Genomic DNA, 20495 nt, shown 5'->3' on the forward strand with positions numbered 1-20495 from the left:
CATCGCGGGGCAAGCCCGCTCCCACGGTGCCCAGTTCTCTGCGCGACAGCGCAGCCCGGAAGGGCTGGGTGATCTCCTACAGAAATCTGTGCCAGGCCTCAATATTGCAGCTGTGCACCGGCCCTGTGGGAGCTGGCGCTAGCCTGCGATGAGGCCAGCAGCCCGACCCGCCCACCCCACGCGCTGCACCCTATCTCACGCAAAACTCGCAAAATGCGCCTGCATCCGCTCGGCATCTGCCGCTCGCCCGCTGAACAGCTCGAATGCCTTGACCGCCTGAAACACCGCCATGGTCCCCCCATCCAGGGTCTTGCAGCCCAAGGCCCGGGCCTGGCGCAGCAATTCTGTCTCCAACGGGAAATAGATAATCTCGGCCACCCACAACCGCGCATGCAGCAGGTTGGCTGGCAGCGGCATGCCCGGCAGCTTGGCCATGCCCACGGGCGTGGTGTTGACCAGCCCGTCGGCCTCGGCCAGTACATTAGCCAAGTCAGTGCCCAGCGACGCGCGACCTGCGCCGAAACGTTGCGCCAGGTTTTCTACCAAGGCCTGGCCGCGGGCCTGATCCACCTCGAACAACACCAAGTGCTCAACCCCGTCCGCCAGCAGCGCATGGGCCACCGCAGAGCCGGCACCGCCGGCGCCAAGCTGCACCACAAGGTGTTTGCTCACCCCCGGCAAGCCCCTGCGCAAGCCCTCGGCAAAGCCCAGGCAGTCAGTGTTGTGGCCTACCCGCTTGCCATCGCGCAGCACCACGGTGTTGACCGCGCCAATGCCACGGGCCTCTTCCGACAGCTCGTCGAGCAGCGGCAGGATCGCCTGTTTGAATGGGAAGGTGATGTTCAGCCCGGTAAAACCGGTCTGCTCGGCGGCGTCCAGCAGTTGCGCCAGAGCGCTGTCATCGACCCCCAGTTGGTCCGCGTCGATCAGCCTGTACAGATAACGCAGCCTCTGGGCGTCACCCTCATGTTCATGCAGGGCAGGGGTGCGCGAGGCCTGGATGCCGCGGCCGATCAGGCCTGCGAGAATGCCTGAAGTATTCATGCCTGGCCCTCCTTGAGGTGCTCGGCGAACCAGTTCAGGGCCATGCGATACCCTTGGCTGCCAAGCCCGCAGATCACCCCCACAGCAATGCTGGAGACGAACGATACGTGGCGGAACGGTTCGCGCTTGTGCACGTTGGACAGGTGAACTTCGATCACCGGCAGCTCCGCCGCGACCAGTGCATCGCGAATGGCCACAGAGGTGTGGGTCCAGGCCGCAGGGTTGATCACGATGCCATGGCAGCGGCCACGGGCGGCGTGGATCCAGTCGAGCAGCTCGCCTTCGTGGTTGGTCTGGCGAAACTCCAACTGCAAGCCCTGCGCTTGGGCGCTGTCGGCGCACAGGCGGGCGAGATCGGCGAGGGTTTCGTGGCCGTACTGGGCGGGTTCACGGGTACCCAACAGGTTCAGGTTGGGGCCGTTGAGCACGAGAATTCGGGGTGTCATGGCGGGGTATCGCTTTGTTGTTTTTGGTTGACCCGAGTTTTGTACCATCCGGTTAGTTTCGTCAAATCCTTGCGTCAGGATATTGGGCGATTATCGAACCATCGCCGCCATTGTTCGCCTGGGTGCTGCATTACAGAATTGTAATTTCACTGCCACCACCTCGATAACCGCGCCTGCCTAGAGTCCCTCGCCAACGCTTTGAGCTGTTTGTCGACGAGGACTTTCGCCGTGCCCATCCCCCGCAAGATCGCCTTGCTGTGCCTGCTGCTGGCAGGCCCGGCTGGCGCCGAAACGCTGAGCCTGGCCCAGGCGCTCGACGCCGCTTACGCGCAGAACCCGGAGCTGGCCGCTGTGGGCCGCGAAATCGGCATTGCCGAGGGCGAGCGCCGACAGGCCGGGCTGCTGCCGAACCCAGAACTGTCCTGGGAGGTCGAGGACACCCGGCGCAGTACCAGCACCACCACCGTCATGCTCAGCCAGGCGCTGGAGCTCGGCGGCAAGCGCGGCGCGCGCGTAGAGCTTGCCCAAGCTGGCCAGTCGATTGCCCAACTGCAACTGGAGCGCCAGCGAAACGCGCTGCGCGCCGAGGTGATCCAGGCCTACCACGGCGCGTTGCGCGCGCAGACTGCACTGGAGCTGGCGCAGCAATCCCAGGCCCTGACCGAGCGCGGTGTGCGGGTAGCTGAAGGGCGGGTCAAGGCGGGGCAGTCGTCACCGGTCGAGGCCACCCGCGCGCAGGTGCAACTGGCCCAGGCCCAAGCCGCGGTGCGCCGCGCCCAAAGCGGACGCAGCGTGGCCTGGCAGGCGTTGGCGCGGTTGACCGGCAACACTGAAAGCCGCTTCGAGCAACTCGATGCCGCCAGCCTGTCGCCGGGCCCGGCGCCGCGTGTCGAGCAACTGCTGGCGCGGGTCGAACAGAGCGCCGACTGGCGCCTGGCCGCCGCGCAGATCGAACAGGGCGATGCCAGCCTGGGTTCGGCCCGCGCGCAGCGCATCCCCAACCTCACCGTCAGCGTTGGCAGCCAGTACAGCCGCGAGGACCGCGAGCGGGTCAACGTGGTCGGTTTGTCGATGCCGCTGCCGTTGTTCGACCGCAACCAGGGCAATGTGCTGGCTGCTGCCCGCCGTGCCGACCAGGCTCGCGACCTGTATACGGCCGTCTCGTTGCGCCTGCACAGTGAAACCCGCAGTGCCGCCGAGCAATGGGCCAGCGCCATGCAGGACGTACAGGCCTATGACCGCACCATCCTGCCCTCGGCGCAGCAAGCCGTGGACACCGCCACCCGTGGCTTCGAGATGGGCAAGTTCGCCTTCCTCGACGTGCTCGACGCCCAGCGCACCTTGATCGAGGCACGCGGGCTGTACCTGGACGCCCTGGCCCAGGCCAGCGACGCCCGCGCCCAGGTTGAACGCATTTACGGCGAACTCTGAGCCGCTACCCAGCCCCCGACGACTTTCCAGCAGGAGCCCCCATGACCACCCCCCGCAAACTTGCGATCCTCGCCGCAGCCCTGGCAACCCTTGGCCTTGGCGGCCTGGCCTGGACCGGCACTGTCGGCGAGGCCCGCAGCAGTGCCCAGCACGATGATCATGGCGAGGAGGGCCACGGCGAAGAAAGCCATGGCCACGATGAAGAAAAAGCCGAAGGCCACGAAGACGAAGAAGGCCAAGTGCACCTGAGCGGCGAGCAGATCAAAGCCGCCGGGGTGCAATTGATTACCGCCGGCCCCCAGGCGCTCGGCAGCGCGATCAGTTTTCCGGGCGAGATCCGCTTCGATGAGGACCGCACGGCCCACGTCGTGCCCCGCGTCCCTGGCGTGGTCGAATCGGTGCACGCCGAGCTTGGCCAGGCGGTCAAGCGTGGCCAGGTGCTGGCAGTGATTGCCAGCCAGCAGATTTCCGACCTGCGCAGCGAGCAACAGGCCGCCCAGCGGCGCCTGGAGTTGGCGCGGTTGACCTTCGAGCGTGAAAAGCAACTGTGGCAGGAGCGCATCAGCGCCGAACAGGACTACCTGCAAGCGCGCCAAGGCTTGCAGGAGGCCGAAATTGCCGCCGCCAATGCCCGGCAGAAGGTCGCCGCCGTGGCCCCGGCTGGCCAGGGCAACCGTTTCGAGCTGCGTGCACCTTTCGATGCCGTGGTGGTTGAAAAGCACCTGAGCCTGGGTGAGGTGGTGAGTGAGACCAGCAACGCCTTCACCCTGTCTGACCTGAGCCGGGTCTGGGCGACTTTTGCCGTGGCCCCCCGCGACCTCGACAAGGTGGTCAGTGGCCGCGATGTCACCGTCAGCGCCGCTGACCTCAACGCCCAGGTGCAAGGCAAGGTCAATTACGTCGGCAGCCTGCTGGGCGAGCAGAACCGTGCCGCCACTGTACGTGCAACCTTGGCCAACCCCAATGGCGCCTGGCGCCCCGGCCTGTTCGTCAATATCGCAGTCACCGTCGAGCGCTTCGACGCCGCCGTAGTAGTACCCGAAAGCGCGCTGCAAACCTGGGAAGAGCAGACCGTGGTATTCGCCCGCACCGAAGAAGGCTTCCAGGCCCGCCCTGTACAGACCGGCCGGCGTGATGCCGGGCAGGTGGAAATCAGCCAGGGCCTGGCCGCTGGCAGCGTGGTTGCCGGCGCCGGCAGCTTCATCCTCAAGTCCGAGCTGGGCAAAGGCTCGGCTGAACACAGCCACTGACGGGAACGCCTGACATGTTCGAACGCCTGATCCAGTTTGCCATCGAGCAACGCCTGGTGGTCATGCTCGCCGTGGTACTGATGGCCGCCGTGGGTATCCACAGCTACCAGAAACTGCCCATCGATGCGGTCCCCGACATCACCAACGTGCAGGTACAGATCAATACCGCAGCGCCCGGCTACTCGCCCCTGGAGACCGAGCAGCGCATCACTTATGCCATCGAAACCGCCATGGCTGGCCTGCCTGACCTCAAGCAGACCCGTTCGCTTTCGCGCTCGGGGCTGTCGCAGGTGACGGTGATTTTCGATGACAGCGTCGATATCTTCTTCGCCCGGCAGTTGGTCAACGAGCGCCTGCAAGTGGCCCGCGAGCAACTGCCCGAGGGCATTGAAGCGGCCATGGGGCCAATCTCCACAGGCCTGGGCGAGATCTTCCTGTGGACCGTCGAGGCCCAGGACGGTGCCCTGAAAGACGATGGCACCGCCTACAGCGCCACCGACCTGCGGGTGATCCAGGACTGGATCATCAAACCGCAATTACGCAACGTGCCGGGTGTGGCAGAGGTCAACAGTATCGGCGGCCATGCCAAGCAATACCTGATCGCGCCCGACCCCAAGCGCCTTGCCGCCTACAAGCTGACTCTCAACGACCTTGTCGGGGCGCTTGAGCGCAACAACGCCAACGTCGGTGCCGGTTACATCGAACGCAACGGCGAACAGTTGCTGATCCGTGCACCAGGGCAGGTGGCCTCGGCTGACGATATCGCCAACATTGTCATTGCCAGCGTCGAGGGTGCGCCGATCCGCGTCAGCCACGTCGCGCAGGTCGGCCTTGGCCAGGAGATGCGCTCAGGCGCTGCGACCGAAAACGGCCGCGAAGTGGTGCTGGGTACGGTGTTCATGCTGATCGGCGAAAACAGCCGCAGCGTGTCCCAGGCCGTGGCGGCCAAGCTTGAAGAGATCAACCGCAGCCTGCCCAAGGGCGTTGTCGCCGTTACCGTCTACGACCGCACCAACCTGGTCGAAAAAGCCATCGGCACGGTGAAGAAGAACCTCATCGAAGGCGCGATCCTGGTCATTGCCGTATTGTTCCTGTTCCTGGGCAATATCCGTGCGGCGCTGATTACCGCCATGGTCATCCCGCTATCGATGCTGTTCACCTTCACCGGCATGTTCAGCAACAAGGTCAGCGCCAACCTGATGAGCCTGGGCGCGTTGGACTTCGGCATCATCGTCGACGGTGCAGTGGTGATCGTCGAGAACGCCATCCGCCGCTTGGCCCACGCCCAGCAACGCCATGGCCGCATGCTGACCCGCAGCGAGCGCTTCCATGAAGTGTTCGCCGCCGCCCGCGAGGCGCGCCGGCCGCTGATCTACGGGCAGTTGATCATCATGGTGGTGTACCTGCCGATCTTTGCCCTCACCGGGGTCGAGGGCAAGATGTTCCATCCCATGGCCTTCACTGTGGTGCTGGCGCTGCTGGGCGCGATGATTCTGTCGGTGACGTTCGTGCCGGCGGCGCTGGCGCTGTTCGTGACCGGCAAGGTCAGGGAAGAAGAGGGCGTGGTGATGCGCACCGCGCGCCGTCGCTATGCACCGGTGCTTGAGTGGGTGCTGGGCCGGCGCAACCTGGCATTTGCCGCTGCGGCCACCGTGGTGGTGCTGTCGGGTGTGCTGGGCAGCCGCATGGGCAGCGAGTTCATCCCAAGCCTCAGCGAGGGCGACTTTGCCTTGCAGGCACTGCGCGTACCCGGCACCAGCTTGTCGCAGTCGGTGGACATGCAGCAGCGCCTCGAACAAGCCATCATTGAGCAGGTGCCAGAGGTCGAGCGGGTGTTCGCGCGTACCGGCACGGCTGAAATCGCCTCCGACCCGATGCCGCCGAATATCTCCGATGCCTATGTAATGCTCAAGGAGCGTAAGCACTGGCCAGACCCAGACAAACCTCGTGAGGCGCTGATCGCCGAAGTGCAACGCGCCGCAGCCGGCGTGCCGGGCAGCAACTACGAGCTGTCGCAGCCGATCCAGTTGCGCTTCAACGAGCTGATTTCCGGGGTGCGCAGCGATGTCGCGGTGAAGGTCTTCGGTGACGACATGGCCGTGCTCAACCGCACCGCGGCACAGATCGCCGCGCGCCTGCAGCAAGTACCGGGCGCCTCGGAGGTCAAGGTCGAGCAAACCACCGGCCTGCCGGTGCTGACCATCGACATTGACCGCGACAAGGCCGCCCGGTATGGCTTGAACGTGGGTGATGTGCAGGACGCCATCGCCATCGCCGTTGGCGGGCGCACCGCTGGCACGCTGTATGAAGGCGACCGCCGTTTCGACATGGTGGTGCGCCTGGCCGAACCGCTGCGCACCGATGTCGACGGGCTGTCCAGTCTGCTGATTCCAGTACCGGCCAATACTGCCAACGGCGCCGGGCAGATCGGCTTCATTGCGCTGGGCCAGGTGGCGACACTGAATCTGGAGCTTGGCCCCAACCAGGTCAGCCGTGAGGACGGCAAGCGCGTGGTGGTGGTCAGCGCCAACGTGCGTGGCCGTGACCTCGGTTCGTTCGTGCAGCAAGCGTCGCAGGCGCTGATCGACCAGGTGCCGATTCCGCCGGGTTACTGGACCCGCTGGGGTGGCCAGTTCGAGCAACTGCAATCGGCGGCCGAGCGCTTGCAGGTGGTGGTGCCGGTGTCGTTGCTGTTGGTCATGGCGCTGCTGCTGCTGATGTTCAACAACCTCAAGGATGGCCTGTTGGTGTTCACCGGTATTCCGTTCGCCCTCACCGGTGGCGTATTGGCGCTGTGGCTACGCGACATCCCGCTGTCGATTTCGGCTGGGGTGGGCTTTATCGCGCTGTCTGGGGTTGCCGTGCTCAACGGCCTGGTGATGATCGCCTTCATACGCAACCTGCGCGAAGAAGGCCGCGGCCTGCGCGCTGCGGTAGAAGAGGGCGCCTTGACCCGCTTGCGCCCGGTGCTGATGACCGCGTTGGTGGCATCCTTGGGCTTCATCCCCATGGCCCTTGCGACCGGCACCGGCGCCGAGGTGCAACGGCCCCTGGCGACCGTGGTGATCGGCGGCATCCTGTCGTCCACGGCGCTGACGCTTTTGGTGTTGCCGGCGTTGTACCAATGGGCGCACAGGCGCGAGGAAGACGCCGAAGCAGAGGCGGGCTAGCTGCCCTCAGCTGTGCGGCACCTGGTGCGTGGCCGGGGTGGCGGCATATTGCCCTTTGAGGTGGCCTTGGTCATCGAGCAGGTAGGCATCCATGATTTCGCGCACCACGGGGCCGGCGACACGACCGCCGGCCTCGCCGTTTTCGATCATCACCGCCACCACCATGGCCGGATGATCAGCCGGGGCGAAGCCGACGAACAGCGCGTTGTCACGGTGCCGCTCCAGGGTCTTGTTGCGGTTGTAGCGCTCGCCCTGCTTGATCGCCACCACCTGCGCGGTGCCGCTCTTGCCGGCAATGCGGTACTGCGCGCCGGCGGCTGCGGCGCGGGCAATGCCGCGCGGGTCGTGCATGACCATCTGCATGCCCTGGCTGACTTGGTCCCATGCCCGTTTGTCGTGCAGCACGATGTCCGGCATCGGGTTGGGGTCCTGCGGCTGCTCGCCGCCAATGGTCATCGCCAGGTGTGGCCTGTGCCAGGCGCCCTTGCTGGCCAGCAGGCTGGTGGCCTGGGCCAGTTGCAGCGGGGTGACCTGCATGTAGCCTTGGCCAATGCCGAGGATCAGCGTTTCGCCCGGGAACCACGCCTGGCGCCGCGTGGCGCGCTTCCAGGCCTGTGATGGCATCAGCCCGGCGGCTTCCTCGAACATGTCCAGCGAGACCTTCTGGCCCAGGCCGAACTCGGCCATGTAGTCATGCAGGCGGTCGATACCGAGCTTATGCGCGAGGTCATAGAAGTAGGTGTCGTTGGAACGCATGATGGCGGTGTACATGTCTACCCAGCCATCGCCGCTGTGGTTCCAGTTGCGGTATTTGTGGTCGTAGTTGGGCAGCTCGTAGTAGCCGGGGTCGAACACTCGGCTGGCGGGGTTGATCACGCCGCTGTCGAGCCCAGCGATGGCCACTTCCGGCTTGACCGTCGAGCCCGGCGCGTACAGCCCGCGCAGCACGCGGTTGAACAGCGGCCGGTCGATCGAATCGCGCAGCGCTGCGTATTGCTTGAAACTGATGCCCTTGACGAACAGGTTGGGGTCGAAACTGGGGTTGCTGACCATCGCCAGCACGTCGCCGTTGGCCGGGTCCAGCACCACCACGGCGCCGCGCCTGTCACCCAGGGCTTTCTCGGCGGCCTGCTGCAGCTGGGCGTCCAGGCTCAGCACGATATCCTTGCCCGGCACCGGGTCGTGATGGCGCAGCACGCGCATCACCCGGCCCTGGGCGTTGGTTTCGACTTCTTCATAGCCCACATGGCCGTGCAACTGCGCTTCATAGAAACGCTCGATACCGGTCTTGCCGATCGACTGGGTGCCGCGGTATTCGGTGCTGTCGAGCACCTTGGCTTCCTTTTCGTTGATCCGCCCCACATAGCCGACCGAATGGGCGAAATGCTCTGCCAGTGGGTATTCGCGGATGAACTGCGCCTCGACTTCCAGCCCCGGCAGACGGAACTGGTTGACCGCCAGCAGGGCGATCTGCTCCTCGCTCAGGCCAAACATCAGGGTGACCGGCTCGAATGGCTTGCGGGCGCGGCGCAGGTCCTTGTCGAATTGCAGGCGGTCGTCTTCGGACAGGCCCAGAATCTGCGTCAGGCTGTCCAGCACCTGGGCAGCGCTGCCGGCACGCTCGCGGGTCATGGTCAGGTTGAAGCTGGGCTTGTTGTCGGCCAGTACCACGCCATTACGGTCGTAGATCAGGCCGCGTTCCGGCGGAATCGGCAGCACATGCACGCGGTTGTTTTCCGACACGGCCGACTGTTGGTCGTGCTGCACCACCTGCAATACATACAGCCGGCTTACCAGCACAGTCACCAGGCCCAGAACCAGCAAGGCGCAGGCCAGCAACCGGCGGTTGACCAGGCTTTTTTCGGTCTGGTGGTCTTTGAGGGGTATGGGTTGCGGCATCGGTAGCTCGGCGAGATCAGGCGCGGGAGCGGCCGGCTCCCTGCGCGCACAGACAAAGGCCGGGGATGCTACCCAAGCCCTTGCCGGGGCTCAACCTGCCGGCAACGCCGAGGCCGGCCTGAGCCTGCATGGGGCCCGGTATCAGGGCGATACGGGCTACATGAAGATTCGTTCATCCGGCCGTTATCGGCAGTTGCCGGCCTTGCGGTAGCCCGCAGCCAGGGCCTGGGCTTCGGAATCGAACGGCACCTGGTTTTTTGCCGCCACCTGGTTGTAGCCCGGGCAGCCGTTGGCCAGGTGGTAGATGTGGCTGTTGCGGTTGCCCAGCACCGCGCCCTGGGCGGCAGCGCGGGCCGGGGCAGGGCTTGGTGCGTTGCTGGCCACGCTGCTGGCGGCACCTGCCGGCTTGTAGCCCGGCGTCCAGCTACGCTCGCCGGTGACGAACGGGTTGCTGTGCCCCATCACCGCGGCGATACGGCGGTCGCGCACCTTTTCCCACTCGGTGACCGGGTACTGCTTGTTCCAGGCCATCAGCAGCTGCTGTTGCTGGCGCGACATGTTCAACTGGTAGCGATCGAACATGTAGAACGTGGTGCGCGCTACCAGGCCTTTCACCGCGTCGCGCGGTTCCGCGGCTTTCTGCACGAAGTCGACCTTGGTCGGGCATTGCCCGTATTGCGCAGGCACGCCGCTGACCATGCCGTAGTTGAAGTTGCTGCGGTCACCGTTGACCTCGCCGACGGCGGGGTAGATGTTGAACAGGTCGGCTTCCATGGCGCGGAATACCGGGTCCTTGTCGACGCAGGCTTCACGGCCGCCATTTTGCCAGCACTGGCGCTGGTGGCCGAAGGTCCAGGCCGGGACGATGTGTTCCCATTCAGTGCGCTCGGCGCGGTTCTGCTGCTTGCGCGCTTCAAGGCCGCACGAGCCCGGATCGATACGCCCGCCCGACTTGCCGACCCACGTCCATTTGCAGCCGCAGTACAAATCGCCCTGGGCGCTGCTGGCCTGGTCGAGGTAGACCTTCTGCTTGGCGACTACCTTGGCTTCGGTGAAAGTGGCCGGGGGCGTGGCAAAGGCACAGGGCACCAGGCTGAGGAACAACGATGCGGCATACAACAGTCTTTTCATTGGGCGTAGATCAACGTCGGAAAAAACGCGATTATACGCAGGAAAATCATACGGTTGAGGCTGGATTGGCCGCTGTTGAGGGGCGCCACAGGTGCAACGGAATTTTGGCCGCGCCACGCGCTCTCATTCGGAAATATATCCTGTAATACACTTTTTTCCCGTAAACAGTGGGGTGAGCGCCGTTTACAGCGGTGCAGCGCTTGAATCCATTGTTGACCTCGTTACTATCTCCGCTTGGTTCTGGGGCGCGCATCGATGCGTGGCCCCGCCACACTCTCAAGGTATTGCCCCATGATTTGGTTTCTGGAAGGTCAGGCTTCGCAGCGTGATGTAATCCTCGGTGCGCGGGAGGCGCTGCCGGCCGATGTGCAGGTGTTCGCCTCGCATGCCGGAGACCGCCCTGAGATTACCGGCGTCGCCGATGTTGGCCTGCGCGAGCCGCAGGCCACCGAAGAGCGCCTGGCCTGGGTCATCGACACCGCCAAGCGCCACGGCATCCAGCTGGTGGTCGCCGGGCGCAATGGCGCGTTGTACGAACAGCACCGCGCCGACTTCGCCGCTGCCGGCATCACCCTGGTAACGGGGGGACTGAGCATGCGCACCTTCGATCAGGTCGACCACAAGGACCAGTTCACCGCCGAAGCCGAGCGCGCCGGGCTTGCCTGCATTCCGGCCATCACGGTCAACGACGCCGCGCAACTTGAAGCTGCCTATACCCGCCTGGCCAGTGCCGGCGAGGTCTGCATCAAGCCCGCCGTGGGCATTTATGGCCAGGGTTTCTGGCGCTTCAAGGCCAGCGCCGACCCGTTCCGCTGCTTCGCCAACCCCGACGCCCGCGAGGTCGACTTCGCCACCTATCACCGCGCCTACGCGGCGGCAGAGCCGCACAAGCCGATGCTGGTCATGCCTTACCTGCCCGGCACCGAGTGCTCGGTGGACATGGTCTGTGAGGGCGGTGAGGTTGTAGCCTGGGTGGGCCGGCGCAAGGCAGGCGTTCATCAAACGTTCGAGCGCGACTCGGCAGCTACGGCGCTGGCCATTGCTGCGGCGCGGCACTTTGGCTGTGACGGCATCGTCAACGTGCAGACCCGCGACGACGCCCACGGCCAGCCGCATCTGCTCGAAATCAACCCGCGTTATTCCGGTGGCATCGGTTACACCCGCGCTACGGGTATCAACCTGCCGGGCGTGTTTGCCACCCGCCGTCTGGGCCTTGTACCACCCGTCGGCGAATGGCTGGAGGGTGCGCGGGTCAAGGCGATCACGGTAGCCGTGGTGCTTCCCGCTTGATGTCAAAAAGGCCGACATTCTGTTACATTTCGGTTCTTATTGGAGAACCATGTCATTCAGGGAGCGAGACATGCTGACGCCGGGCGCGAACATTGCACTGAGTTCGCCTAAAGCCTCATGGACACTTGAAACCTCACTGCACGAAGCCTTCGGCAATTCCACCGCAGTGGCCCTGATTCCAGTCGATGACAAGCGCTCCCCGAAGGGCAGCGCCGCCCTGTTGCATGCCGAGCAAAGCGCCTGGATGCGCTGGAGCGGTGACCGCAGCAAGATCATCTGCGACCTGCAACTGGACACCTTGCCCGCGGGCAGCGACCGGGTGCTACTTGTGGTGTACCGCTACTCCAATATTGGCCCCATCGACCAACTGGGCACGCTGCGTGTGCGCCTTGAAGGCGGCGCCAGCTATGACCTGGATGTCTCTGGCAATGGCGAAAGCGCGCTGATCTTCGGCGAGTTCTACCTGCGGGCAGGGCAGTGGAAGTTCCGCGCCCTGGCTGAAGGCTCGGCCTATGGCCTGAGCGCACTGGCCCGGCGCATGGGCATCGAAATCGACGACGCCCATCCAGAACGTGCGCCGTCTGGCGGCGGCAACCCGCGTTGCAGCGCTGCAACCGGCACCGGCTTTGCCGTGGCAAGCGGCGCGCTTTTGACCTGCGCCCATGTCATCGAAGGCATGTCCCATATCGAAATCAACTCCTTCACCGGGCGCCACCGTGCAGAGCCGGTGATGGTCGATACCACCAACGACATTGCCCTGCTTCGGGTTGAAGGCGTGCAGCTGCAGCCGGTGCGTTTTGCCAGCCGCGGCGGCAGCTCGCTGGGCGACCCGGTCACCGCCGTAGGCTTTCCCATGGCCGGTTTCGCAGGCGGCGGTGCCCACGTTACCCAAGGCGGCGTTTCGGCGCTGTTCGGGCTGCGCAACGATGCCAGCCTGCTGCAGTTCACCGCCGCCATCCAGCCAGGCTCCAGCGGCAGCCCGCTGTTCGATGCCGGCGGTCGGGTGGTGGGCATGGTCACCTCCACGGTGCCGGATGCGCAAAACATGAACTTTGCGGTCAAGTCGCACCTGCTTTGCGCCTTTCTCGAGGCTTGTCACATCGGCATCGACCACGACGACAGCAACCTCACGCAGACCCCGGCGCAGATCGCCAAGGGCGTGCAGCCGTCGCTGTGGAAGGTCGAAGCACGCAACTGATGCCAGTCATTCATTGAAAACACACGTGCGCAGCGTAGCGTCGACGCGACCTGGCACAGGATTGAAGTATGGAGCAACACCTAGTGGATCAAGCGGTTACCAAACTCAGCGCAACGCTCAAGCGTGGAGTGCTGCAGGTCGATGTCGAACAGGCCTCGATCGCACCGCAGTCGCTGTTCGGCTTTGCCGAGCGGCGCAACCCCAAACGCGCGTTTCTGTTCGTATCGCGCGTGCTCGGCAAGCACATTCCGGTCAAACCCTCGGTCATGGAATTCACCTACCAGGCGCTGGCTGAAAAAATCCCCGCCGACCTGCCGGGCCCCGTGCTGGTTGTCGGCATGGCCGAAACCGCCGTAGGCCTTGGCGCCGGGGTGCACCGTGCCTACGCCCGCAGCCGCCCGGACAGCCTGTATATCGTCAGTACACGCCACCCGGTCGGTGACGCCATCTTTGCCCGCTTCGAAGAAGAGCACAGCCACGCCAGTGCGCACCTTGTGCACGAACCTGTAGACGCCGAACTGGCGCGCATGATGCGTGAAGCGCGGTCGCTGGTGCTGGTCGACGACGAAGCCTCCACTGGCAAGACCTTCGTCAACCTGCACCGTGCGTTGGTCGATGCTGGCCTTGGTCGCATCGAGCGTGTGGTCACCTGCGTGCTGACCGACTGGTCGGCGGGCGCGGTATCGGCGGGCATTGGCCAGCATGCTGACCAAGTGTCGCTGCTCAGCGGTGCCTACCAGTTCATCGAGGATCCACTGGCGCCGCTGCCGGATATGCCGCAAACCGGCACCGTGGCCGTTGGTTCATGGCCGATAGACCCAAGCAACGACTGGGGGCGGTTGGGCACCCGAGCGGTTGCCGACACCCTTGGGCTGGACATCCAGGCGAACCCGGGCGAGCGCATTGCTGTGATCGGCACCGGCGAGTTCGTCTGGAAGCCGTTCTTGCTGGCCGAGCGCCTGGAGCGCGCAGGCGCCGAGGTGTACTTCAGCTCGACCACCCGTTCACCGATTGCCCTGGGCCACGCCATTGAGCACGCCCTGAGCTTTGCCGACAACTACGGGCTGGGTATCGTCAACTTCCTTTACAACGTGGCGCCCGGTCAGTTCGACCGTGTGCTGATCTGCAGCGAGACAGACGCCCAGGCCATGCCTGTGGAGCTTGTCCAGGAACTGGATGCGCAGGTGATCGTCGATGGCCGCTAATCGCCCGCTGGTACTTATCGACCTGGACGACACGCTGTTCCAGACCGCCCGCAAGATGCCGCCAGGCACGCCGCGCCACCCGGCTTCATACGATGTCGACGGCGGCGTCAGCGGCTATCAGACCACCGTGCAGAAATCCTTCGTCGAGTGGCTGCTCGCCTGCACCGACGTGGTGCCGGTAACCGCGCGCAGCGCCGAGGCATTCTCCCGTGTACGCCTGGGTTTCAGTGGCGCCGCCATCTGCTCCCACGGTGGCCTGATGCTCAACCCGGATGGCAGCGTCAACCTGCACTGGCACGGTGTCATGGGCCAACTACTCGGCAGCTTCCAGGAGCGCCTGCCGGTGCTCTGCGAAACCGCGCTGCAAATCGGCGAGGAGCACGGCGTGTCGCTGCGGGGCTGGGTCGTGGAAGAGGCTGAACAGCGCCACTACGTAGTCATCAAGCATAACGACGGCAGCGATGCCGACCTGCTGATGGTGCTGGGCAAGCTGCGTGATGCTGGCCTGCTCGAAGGCATGCATACCCACGCCAACGGCAACAACCTGGCGCTGCTGCCCCACGGCCTGTCCAAGGCGGCGGCGGTGCAGCACTATCTGGAACTGGACCGCGCCCAACACGGCGAGCGGCCAGTGCTGGGCTTTGGTGACAGCATCACCGACCTTGGTTTCATGAACCTCTGCCATTTCTGGTCGACGCCGGTGAACAGCCAGCTCGCCAAATGCCTGGACGGGGTGCTGCATGTTTGATCGCCACCTGCTTGAGCAGACCGTCGGCAGCGGCAGTTATCTGCCCGAAGATGTCCAGTTTTTGCTGCGCCCGGTCAGCATCGGCCTGACCGATGTGCTGGAGAAGGAGCGCCTGATCCAGACCCAGCAGAAACACTACTCCGAGATGATCAGCCAGGAAGATGCACCGTCCGCGGCGCACATGGCACTGTTCGAGCGTGCGCTGGCGCAAAATGGCCAGCGCATGGCGGCCGACGTGCAGGCGCTGGCGCTGGCGTTGCACGCGCATTATCAGGGGCCTGAGATCGTGCTGGTGTCCTTCGTGCGTGCCGGGCTGCCGCTGGGTGTGCTGCTGCGCCGCGCATTGAACGGGCTCGGGCGTAAGGCTCATCACTACGGCATCAGCATCGTCCGCGACCGCGGCATCGACAAGGTGGCCCTTGAGGCAATCATCGCTGCCCACGGCGCCGAAAACATTGTCTTCGTCGATGGCTGGACCGGTAAGGGCGCCATCTGCGGCGAAATCGTCCGCAGCCTTGGCGACGACCCGCGTTTCCCAAGCAAACCGCGCCTGGTGGTGCTCGCCGACCCCTGTGGGCGCGCCTGGCTGGCCGCCTCGGCCGAAGACTGGATCATCCCATCGGGCATCCTCGGCGCCACGGTGTCAGGGCTGGTGTCGCGTTCGATCTGGCCCGCCGACGGCGGCCTGCATGGGTGCGTGGTCTATGATCACTTGCGCGCCTGCGACGTGACCCGCTCGTTCATCGAGCAGATCGAAGCCCTGCGCGCCGGCATTACCGCAAGCCCGGCGCAGCCGTGGAGCGACGAGCAGGCTGCGGGCTTGCAGCGTGACGCGCTGGGCGTGGTGCAGAGCCTTGCCGAGCGTTTTGATATCAGCAACCTGAACCGCATCAAGCCGGGCATCGCCGAGGCGACCCGCGCGGTGCTTCGCCGGGTGCCGGACCAAGTGCTGGTGCGCGACCGCAGCGATGCCGATGTGCAACTGCTGATCCACCTGACTGACCGCGCCGGCCTGCAAGTGCAGCAGGTGGGTGATGTGTTGGGGCCGTATCGTGCTGTAACCGTTATTCGAGGGGTTAGCTGATGGAGCGTGTATCGCCCTATGCCCTGGGGGCCACGTTGTACATGCCGGCAACCCGCGCCGACATCCTTGAGGTGATCGCCGGGCACAAACTCCCAGGCCTGCGCTCGCTGGTGATCTGCCTGGAGGACGCGGTGGCTGCCATCGACGTCGACAGCGCCTTGAATTCGCTGCGCGCCGTGCTGCGCGGCATGTTGCTGGAAGGGCGTCGTGCCGACGGGCCGCTGGTGTTCGTGCGCCCTCGCGACAGCGAGATGGCCGCAGCGCTCAACGACTGGCCGGAAATCGCCGCCGTCGATGGTTTCGTGGTGCCCAAACTCACCTTGGCCAGCCTGCCATTGTGGGCGCGCGCGGTCTCGCGTGCGGAACTGCTGCTGATGCCCACGCTCGAAACCAGCGAGGTCTACAACCCGACCGCGATGGCTGAGCTTGGCTGCGCACTGCGCCAGTCGCTCGGCGGCCGCATCCTGGCGTTGCGCATTGGCGGCAACGACTTGATGGGCTGCCTGGGCCTTCGTCGAAACCCATCAACCACCCTGTACCAGACGCCCATGGGCTATGTCATTCCAATGCTCGCCGGGGTGCTGGGTTCGCAGGGGTTCGCGCTTACCGCGCCGGTGTTCGAGCAGCTGGCCACCCCTGGCCTGCTCGATGAGGAGCTACAACTGGATATCGCCCATGGGCTGGTCGGCAAGACCGCCATTCATCCCTCGCAGATCGCGCAGATTCACGACAGTTTCCGCGTCACGCTGGACGACCTGAACTGCGCCAGGCTGATTGTCAGCGAGCAGGCGCCGGCGGTGTTCCGCCACAACGACGCCATGCTCGAGCCTGCCACCCATCACAACTGGGCGGTCAATATCATCGAACGTGCGCGCTGGCACGGCGTGAAGGCGGCCGAGGCCAGCCTTGCCGAGCCGGTGCGGCTTGCGGAGGTGGCTCGATGACCCAGGACATGCTTGAAGCGGGCCCGGCAACGGCGCCAGTGCTGTCGGTGTTTGACTTCGATGGCACGCTCACGCACCACGACAGTTTCGTACCCTTCCTGCTGTTTGCCTTTGGCAAGCGCGGGTTTGCCGCGCGGGTGTGGCGCATGCTGCCGGCATGCGTGCGCTATCTGGGCAAAGGGTTGACCCGTGATGAACTCAAGGCGGTGTTGATCGCAACCTTTCTGGCCGGCACCGACGAGCACTGGATCCGGCAACAGGCCAAGGCCTTCGCCGAGGCGAATTTCAAGCGCCTGATGCGCCCGACGGGTGTCAAATCGGTAGCCGCCGAGGTTGCCAGTGGCGCCCAGGTGACCATTTGTTCGGCTTCGCCGCGCCTGGTGCTGGAGCCATTTGCCCAGCGCCTTGGCATCAAGCTGATCGCCACCGAGCTTGAAGTCGTCGAAGGCCGCTTGACCGGGCAGATCAGCGGCAGCAACTGCCGCTGCGAAGCCAAGGTGCTGCGCCTGGAAGCGGTTTACGGCTCGCTCGATAAATACCGCCTGCGGGCCTGGGGTGATACCCGTGGCGACCACGAATTGCTGGCTGCAGCGCAAGAGCCGCACTGGCGCCATTTCCACCCACGCTGGCAGCGCCGGCGGTTGAACATCGCAAAAATCGGTGCACGCTTGCAGCCAGGCGAAGCGACCACACATTCCGTAACGGGTGTCGATGACGGCACCACGCAGCATAACGATCAAAAAGGAGCGTAACGATGGCACTGACCCTCTCGAAGAACCAGAGCATCTCTCTTGAAAAGACCGGCGGCGCCGGCCTGACCAAGGTTACCCTCGGCCTTGGCTGGGACCCGGAAAAAACCGGTTTCATGGGCAAGCTGTTCGGCCAGGGCGACAGCATCGACCTGGATGCCTCGTGCATTCTGTTCGATGCCAACCTGCAGCCGGTCGACCTTGTCTGGTTCCGCCAACTGCAATCGCGTGACGGCTCGATCCGCCACTCCGGCGACAACCGCACCGGCGAAGGTGACGGCGACGACGAGTCGATCTCGGTAGACCTGAGCGCGCTGCCAGCCAGCGTCACTCACTTGGTGTTCACCGTGAACTCGTTCACCGGCCAGAGCTTCGAGCGGGTCAAGAACGCCTACTGCCGTATCGTCAATGCCGCCAACAAAAGCGAGCTGGCCCGCTTCAACCTGACCGAGCAGGGCAAGCACACCGGCGTGGTCATGGCCAACTTGTCGCGCGGCGCGTCGGGCTGGGAATTCAAGGCTATCGGCCAGACCACCTCGGGCCGCACTGCGGACGACCTGGTCAGCCTGGCAGCCCAGGCGGTGCGTCCATGACCACCCTTGGCCCGGGGGCCAACGCTGCTGTCGGCAGCGGTAACCTGCGGGTCGAGGTGGTCTACACCCCGATTCCTGGCGTCGACCTGGACGTTTCGGCCTTCGCCCTTGCCGCCACTGGCAAGGTGCGCAGTGACAACGACATGTGCTTCTACGGCCAGCCCAGCGTGCTGGGCGGTGCCGTGCAACTGCTCGACTCGGCTGCCGGGCGTGCTGCGTTCAGTATCAACCTGGCGAACCTGGATGCGTCGATCGAGAAAATCGCACTGACGGCCACGCTGTACGAGAACAAGGCCAGCTTCGACCGGGTGTCGAGCCTGAGCGTGAGCGTAAGTGGTGGTATCGAAGCGCAGATCCCCACCGCAGGCATGAAAGAAACCGCGTTGATACTCGGTGAGTTCTATCTGCGCCAGGGCCAGTGGAAGTTCCGCTGCGTCGCCCAGGGCTTTGCCGGTGGCCTTGCGCCGCTGGCGACCCACTTTGGCGTCGACGTTGCCGCGCCGGCTCCTTCAGCGGCGCCTGCTCCAGCACCCGCGCCGGCCCCGGTGGCAACGCCTGCGCCGCCACCTGCGCCAAAGCCGAGTGTCAGCCTGAGCAAGGTGACCCTGGACAAGACCCGGACCTCGATCAGCCTGGAGAAGTCTGCAGGCGGTTTTGGCGAGATTCGCGTCAACCTGAACTGGAACAAGGGCAAGGCCGGCTTCTTTGGCCGTGGCAAATCCATCGACCTGGACGTGGGCTGTCTCTACGAGCTGCAGGATGGCGAAAAAGGCTGTGTGCAGGCGCTGGGCAATGCGTTTGGCGCGTTGAACCACGAGCCGTTCGTGCAGTTGATGGGTGATGACCGCACCGGCGCGGTGGCCGGAGGTGAATGGTTACATATCAATGGCAGCCAGTGGAACCGTATTCGCCGTATTCTGGTCTACGCGTTCATCTACGAAGGCGCGCCGAACTGGCGTGAAACCGACGGCGTGGTGACCATTTTCGTCCCCGGCCAGGCAGAGATCGAAGTGCGCCTGAACGAGGAGGGCGGCAGCCTGGGTTGCTGTGCCATTGCCTTGCTCGAAAACGACAACGGTAGCGTCAAGGTGACCCGTCGTGTGGACTTCCATCGCTCGCAAAAGCCGATGGATGAAGCCTACCGCTGGGGCATGAACTGGGGCCGCGGCTCGAAGTAATCGGGCAGCGGCAGGGAAACCGGGCGGCGTGCCGCCCACTGTGTTGGTGGCCGGGGCTGTCCCCGGCTGGTTTTAACTTTTAGGTAGACAATTGTGGAAGTGACTCATCTCGGTTTCCCCCCGCTGACCATGGCGGTTTTCGTCGGCATCGCCGTTGGCGCATTGCTGCTGGACATGGTTACCCACCGCGGCGACAAGCCGGTATCGCTGATGAAAGCTTCGGTCTGGTCGATCTTCTGGATCGCCATTTCCCTGGCCTTCGCCGGCTTCCTCTATTTCGAGCACGGCGCCCAGGTCGCCAGCCTGTTCGTCACCGGCTATGCGCTGGAGAAAGTGCTGAGCGTCGACAACCTGTTCGTGTTCATGGCCATCTTCGCCTGGTTCAAGGTGCCGGACGGCCTGCGCCACCGTGTGCTGTACTGGGGCATCATCGGCGCCATCGTGTTCCGCGGCGTGTTCGTGGCCATCGGTACCGGCCTGCTGGCCTTTGGCCCATGGGTGGAGGTGGTCTTCGCGATCATCGTTGCCTGGACCGCGGTCATGATGCTCAGAAGCGGCGGTGACGACGAAGAAGAGGAAGACTACTCCAAGCACATGGCTTATCGTTTCGCCAAGAAGCTGTTCCCGGTGTGGCCAAAACTGCACGGCAACAAGTTCTTCGTGCGCCGCAAGGAGCTTGAAGGTGAGCTGCTGAAGCCGGAAAACCAAGGCATGACCCTGGCAGCCAAAGGCGGCCTGTTCGCCACGCCGCTGTTCCTGTGCCTGGTAGTCGCCGAAGTTTCCGATGTATTGTTCGCCTTCGACTCGGTGCCTGCGGTTATCGCAGTCAGCCGTGAACCGCTGATCGTGTACTCGGCCATGCTGTTCGCCATCCTTGGCCTGCGTACCATGTACTTCGTGCTCGAAGCACTGAAACGCTACCTGGTGCACCTGGAGAAAGCGGTTATCGCGCTGCTGTTCTTCATTGCCGTCAAGCTTGGCCTGAACGCCACTGACCACATGTTCCACCACGGCTACACCATTGACCCCAATACCAGCCTCATCATCGTCATGGTGGTACTGGTGATCGGCATTCTGGCCAGCGTCGTCTTCCCGGAAAAGGAAGACAAGTCGGCCGAATCCAACTGATACACAG

At 64.4% G+C, this 20495-nt stretch carries 17 protein-coding genes; 13 read left to right on the top strand and 4 right to left on the bottom strand.

The window, feature by feature from the left end; translation table 11 throughout:
• Positions 1-195 precede the first annotated feature (195 nt).
• Together HU720_RS17340 and aroQ are read right to left on the bottom strand one after the other, a co-directional pair.
• Complete coding sequence (locus HU720_RS17340) at positions 196-1044, bottom strand: shikimate dehydrogenase (RefSeq protein WP_186521165.1); 849 nt, start codon at positions 1042-1044, stop codon at positions 196-198.
• The gene (gene aroQ, locus HU720_RS17345; RefSeq protein WP_186521166.1) at positions 1041-1490 is read right to left on the bottom strand and encodes a type II 3-dehydroquinate dehydratase; all 450 of its coding nucleotides are present in this window, start codon (positions 1488-1490) and stop codon (positions 1041-1043) included. Before aroQ ends, HU720_RS17340 begins: the two co-directional genes overlap by 4 nt.
• 228 nt (positions 1491-1718) lie before the next feature.
• Between aroQ and HU720_RS17350 the strand changes: the two genes are divergently transcribed.
• The 3 genes from HU720_RS17350 to HU720_RS17360 are packed head-to-tail and all read left to right on the top strand — an operon-like array spanning position 1719 to position 7341.
• Positions 1719-2921 carry a TolC family protein gene (locus HU720_RS17350; protein ID WP_186521167.1) on the top strand — a complete coding sequence of 401 codons (1203 nt, stop codon included), beginning with the start codon at positions 1719-1721 and terminating at the stop codon, positions 2919-2921.
• Between the two features lie 41 nt (positions 2922-2962).
• Positions 2963-4171 carry an efflux RND transporter periplasmic adaptor subunit gene (locus tag HU720_RS17355; protein ID WP_186521168.1) on the top strand — a complete coding sequence of 403 codons (1209 nt, stop codon included), beginning with the start codon at positions 2963-2965 and terminating at the stop codon, positions 4169-4171.
• Between the two features lie 14 nt (positions 4172-4185).
• Positions 4186-7341, top strand: coding sequence for a CusA/CzcA family heavy metal efflux RND transporter (locus HU720_RS17360; protein ID WP_186521169.1), 3156 nt, complete (start codon positions 4186-4188; stop codon positions 7339-7341).
• A gap of 6 nt (positions 7342-7347) precedes the next feature.
• Here the strand turns inward: HU720_RS17360 and mrdA are convergent, their stop codons facing one another.
• Entirely contained in the window at positions 7348-9240 is a 1893-nt protein-coding gene (gene mrdA, locus HU720_RS17365; RefSeq protein ID WP_186521170.1) for a penicillin-binding protein 2, read from the bottom strand.
• Between the two features lie 183 nt (positions 9241-9423).
• Positions 9424-10371, bottom strand: coding sequence for an endonuclease (locus HU720_RS17370; RefSeq protein ID WP_186521171.1), 948 nt, complete (start codon positions 10369-10371; stop codon positions 9424-9426).
• Positions 10372-10662: 291 nt separating this feature from the next.
• Here HU720_RS17370 and HU720_RS17375 point away from each other — a divergent pair, with 291 nt between their 5' ends.
• From HU720_RS17375 to HU720_RS17420, 10 genes are all read left to right on the top strand, one after another.
• Complete coding sequence (locus HU720_RS17375) at positions 10663-11661, top strand: ATP-grasp domain-containing protein (protein WP_186521172.1); 999 nt, start codon at positions 10663-10665, stop codon at positions 11659-11661.
• 70 nt (positions 11662-11731) lie between these two features.
• Positions 11732-12859 (top strand): trypsin-like peptidase domain-containing protein, encoded by a 1128-nt coding sequence (locus HU720_RS17380; RefSeq protein ID WP_186521173.1) that lies wholly within the window; start codon positions 11732-11734, stop codon positions 12857-12859.
• Between the two features lie 68 nt (positions 12860-12927).
• Entirely contained in the window at positions 12928-14064 is a 1137-nt protein-coding gene (locus HU720_RS17385) for a phosphoribosyltransferase domain-containing protein (RefSeq protein WP_186521174.1), read from the top strand.
• Complete coding sequence (locus HU720_RS17390) at positions 14054-14812, top strand: trehalose phosphatase (protein ID WP_186521175.1); 759 nt, start codon at positions 14054-14056, stop codon at positions 14810-14812. Before HU720_RS17385 ends, HU720_RS17390 begins: the two co-directional genes overlap by 11 nt.
• Positions 14805-15896: a cysteine protease StiP domain-containing protein gene (locus HU720_RS17395; RefSeq protein WP_186521176.1), complete on the top strand. Its 1092-nt coding sequence runs from the start codon at positions 14805-14807 to the stop codon at positions 15894-15896. The genes HU720_RS17390 and HU720_RS17395 overlap by 8 nt, the downstream gene beginning before the upstream one ends.
• Positions 15896-16840 carry an HpcH/HpaI aldolase/citrate lyase family protein gene (locus HU720_RS17400; protein ID WP_186521177.1) on the top strand — a complete coding sequence of 315 codons (945 nt, stop codon included), beginning with the start codon at positions 15896-15898 and terminating at the stop codon, positions 16838-16840. The genes HU720_RS17395 and HU720_RS17400 overlap by 1 nt, the downstream gene beginning before the upstream one ends.
• Positions 16837-17592 (top strand): HAD-IB family hydrolase, encoded by a 756-nt coding sequence (locus tag HU720_RS17405; RefSeq protein WP_186521178.1) that lies wholly within the window; start codon positions 16837-16839, stop codon positions 17590-17592. The genes HU720_RS17400 and HU720_RS17405 overlap by 4 nt, the downstream gene beginning before the upstream one ends.
• Positions 17593-17594: 2 nt before the next feature.
• On the top strand, positions 17595-18182 hold the full coding sequence (locus HU720_RS17410; RefSeq protein WP_186521179.1) for a TerD family protein: 588 nt from the start codon (positions 17595-17597) through the stop codon (positions 18180-18182).
• Entirely contained in the window at positions 18179-19360 is a 1182-nt protein-coding gene (locus HU720_RS17415; RefSeq protein ID WP_186521180.1) for a TerD family protein, read from the top strand. Before HU720_RS17410 ends, HU720_RS17415 begins: the two co-directional genes overlap by 4 nt.
• A gap of 93 nt (positions 19361-19453) precedes the next feature.
• On the top strand, positions 19454-20488 hold the full coding sequence (locus tag HU720_RS17420; RefSeq protein WP_186521181.1) for a TerC/Alx family metal homeostasis membrane protein: 1035 nt from the start codon (positions 19454-19456) through the stop codon (positions 20486-20488).
• Positions 20489-20495 lie beyond the last annotated feature (7 nt).

Origin of the sequence: Pseudomonas sp. SWRI51 (assembly GCF_014268825.1) — a bacterium.
Classification (GTDB): Bacteria; Pseudomonadota; Gammaproteobacteria; order Pseudomonadales; family Pseudomonadaceae; genus Aquipseudomonas; species Aquipseudomonas farsensis.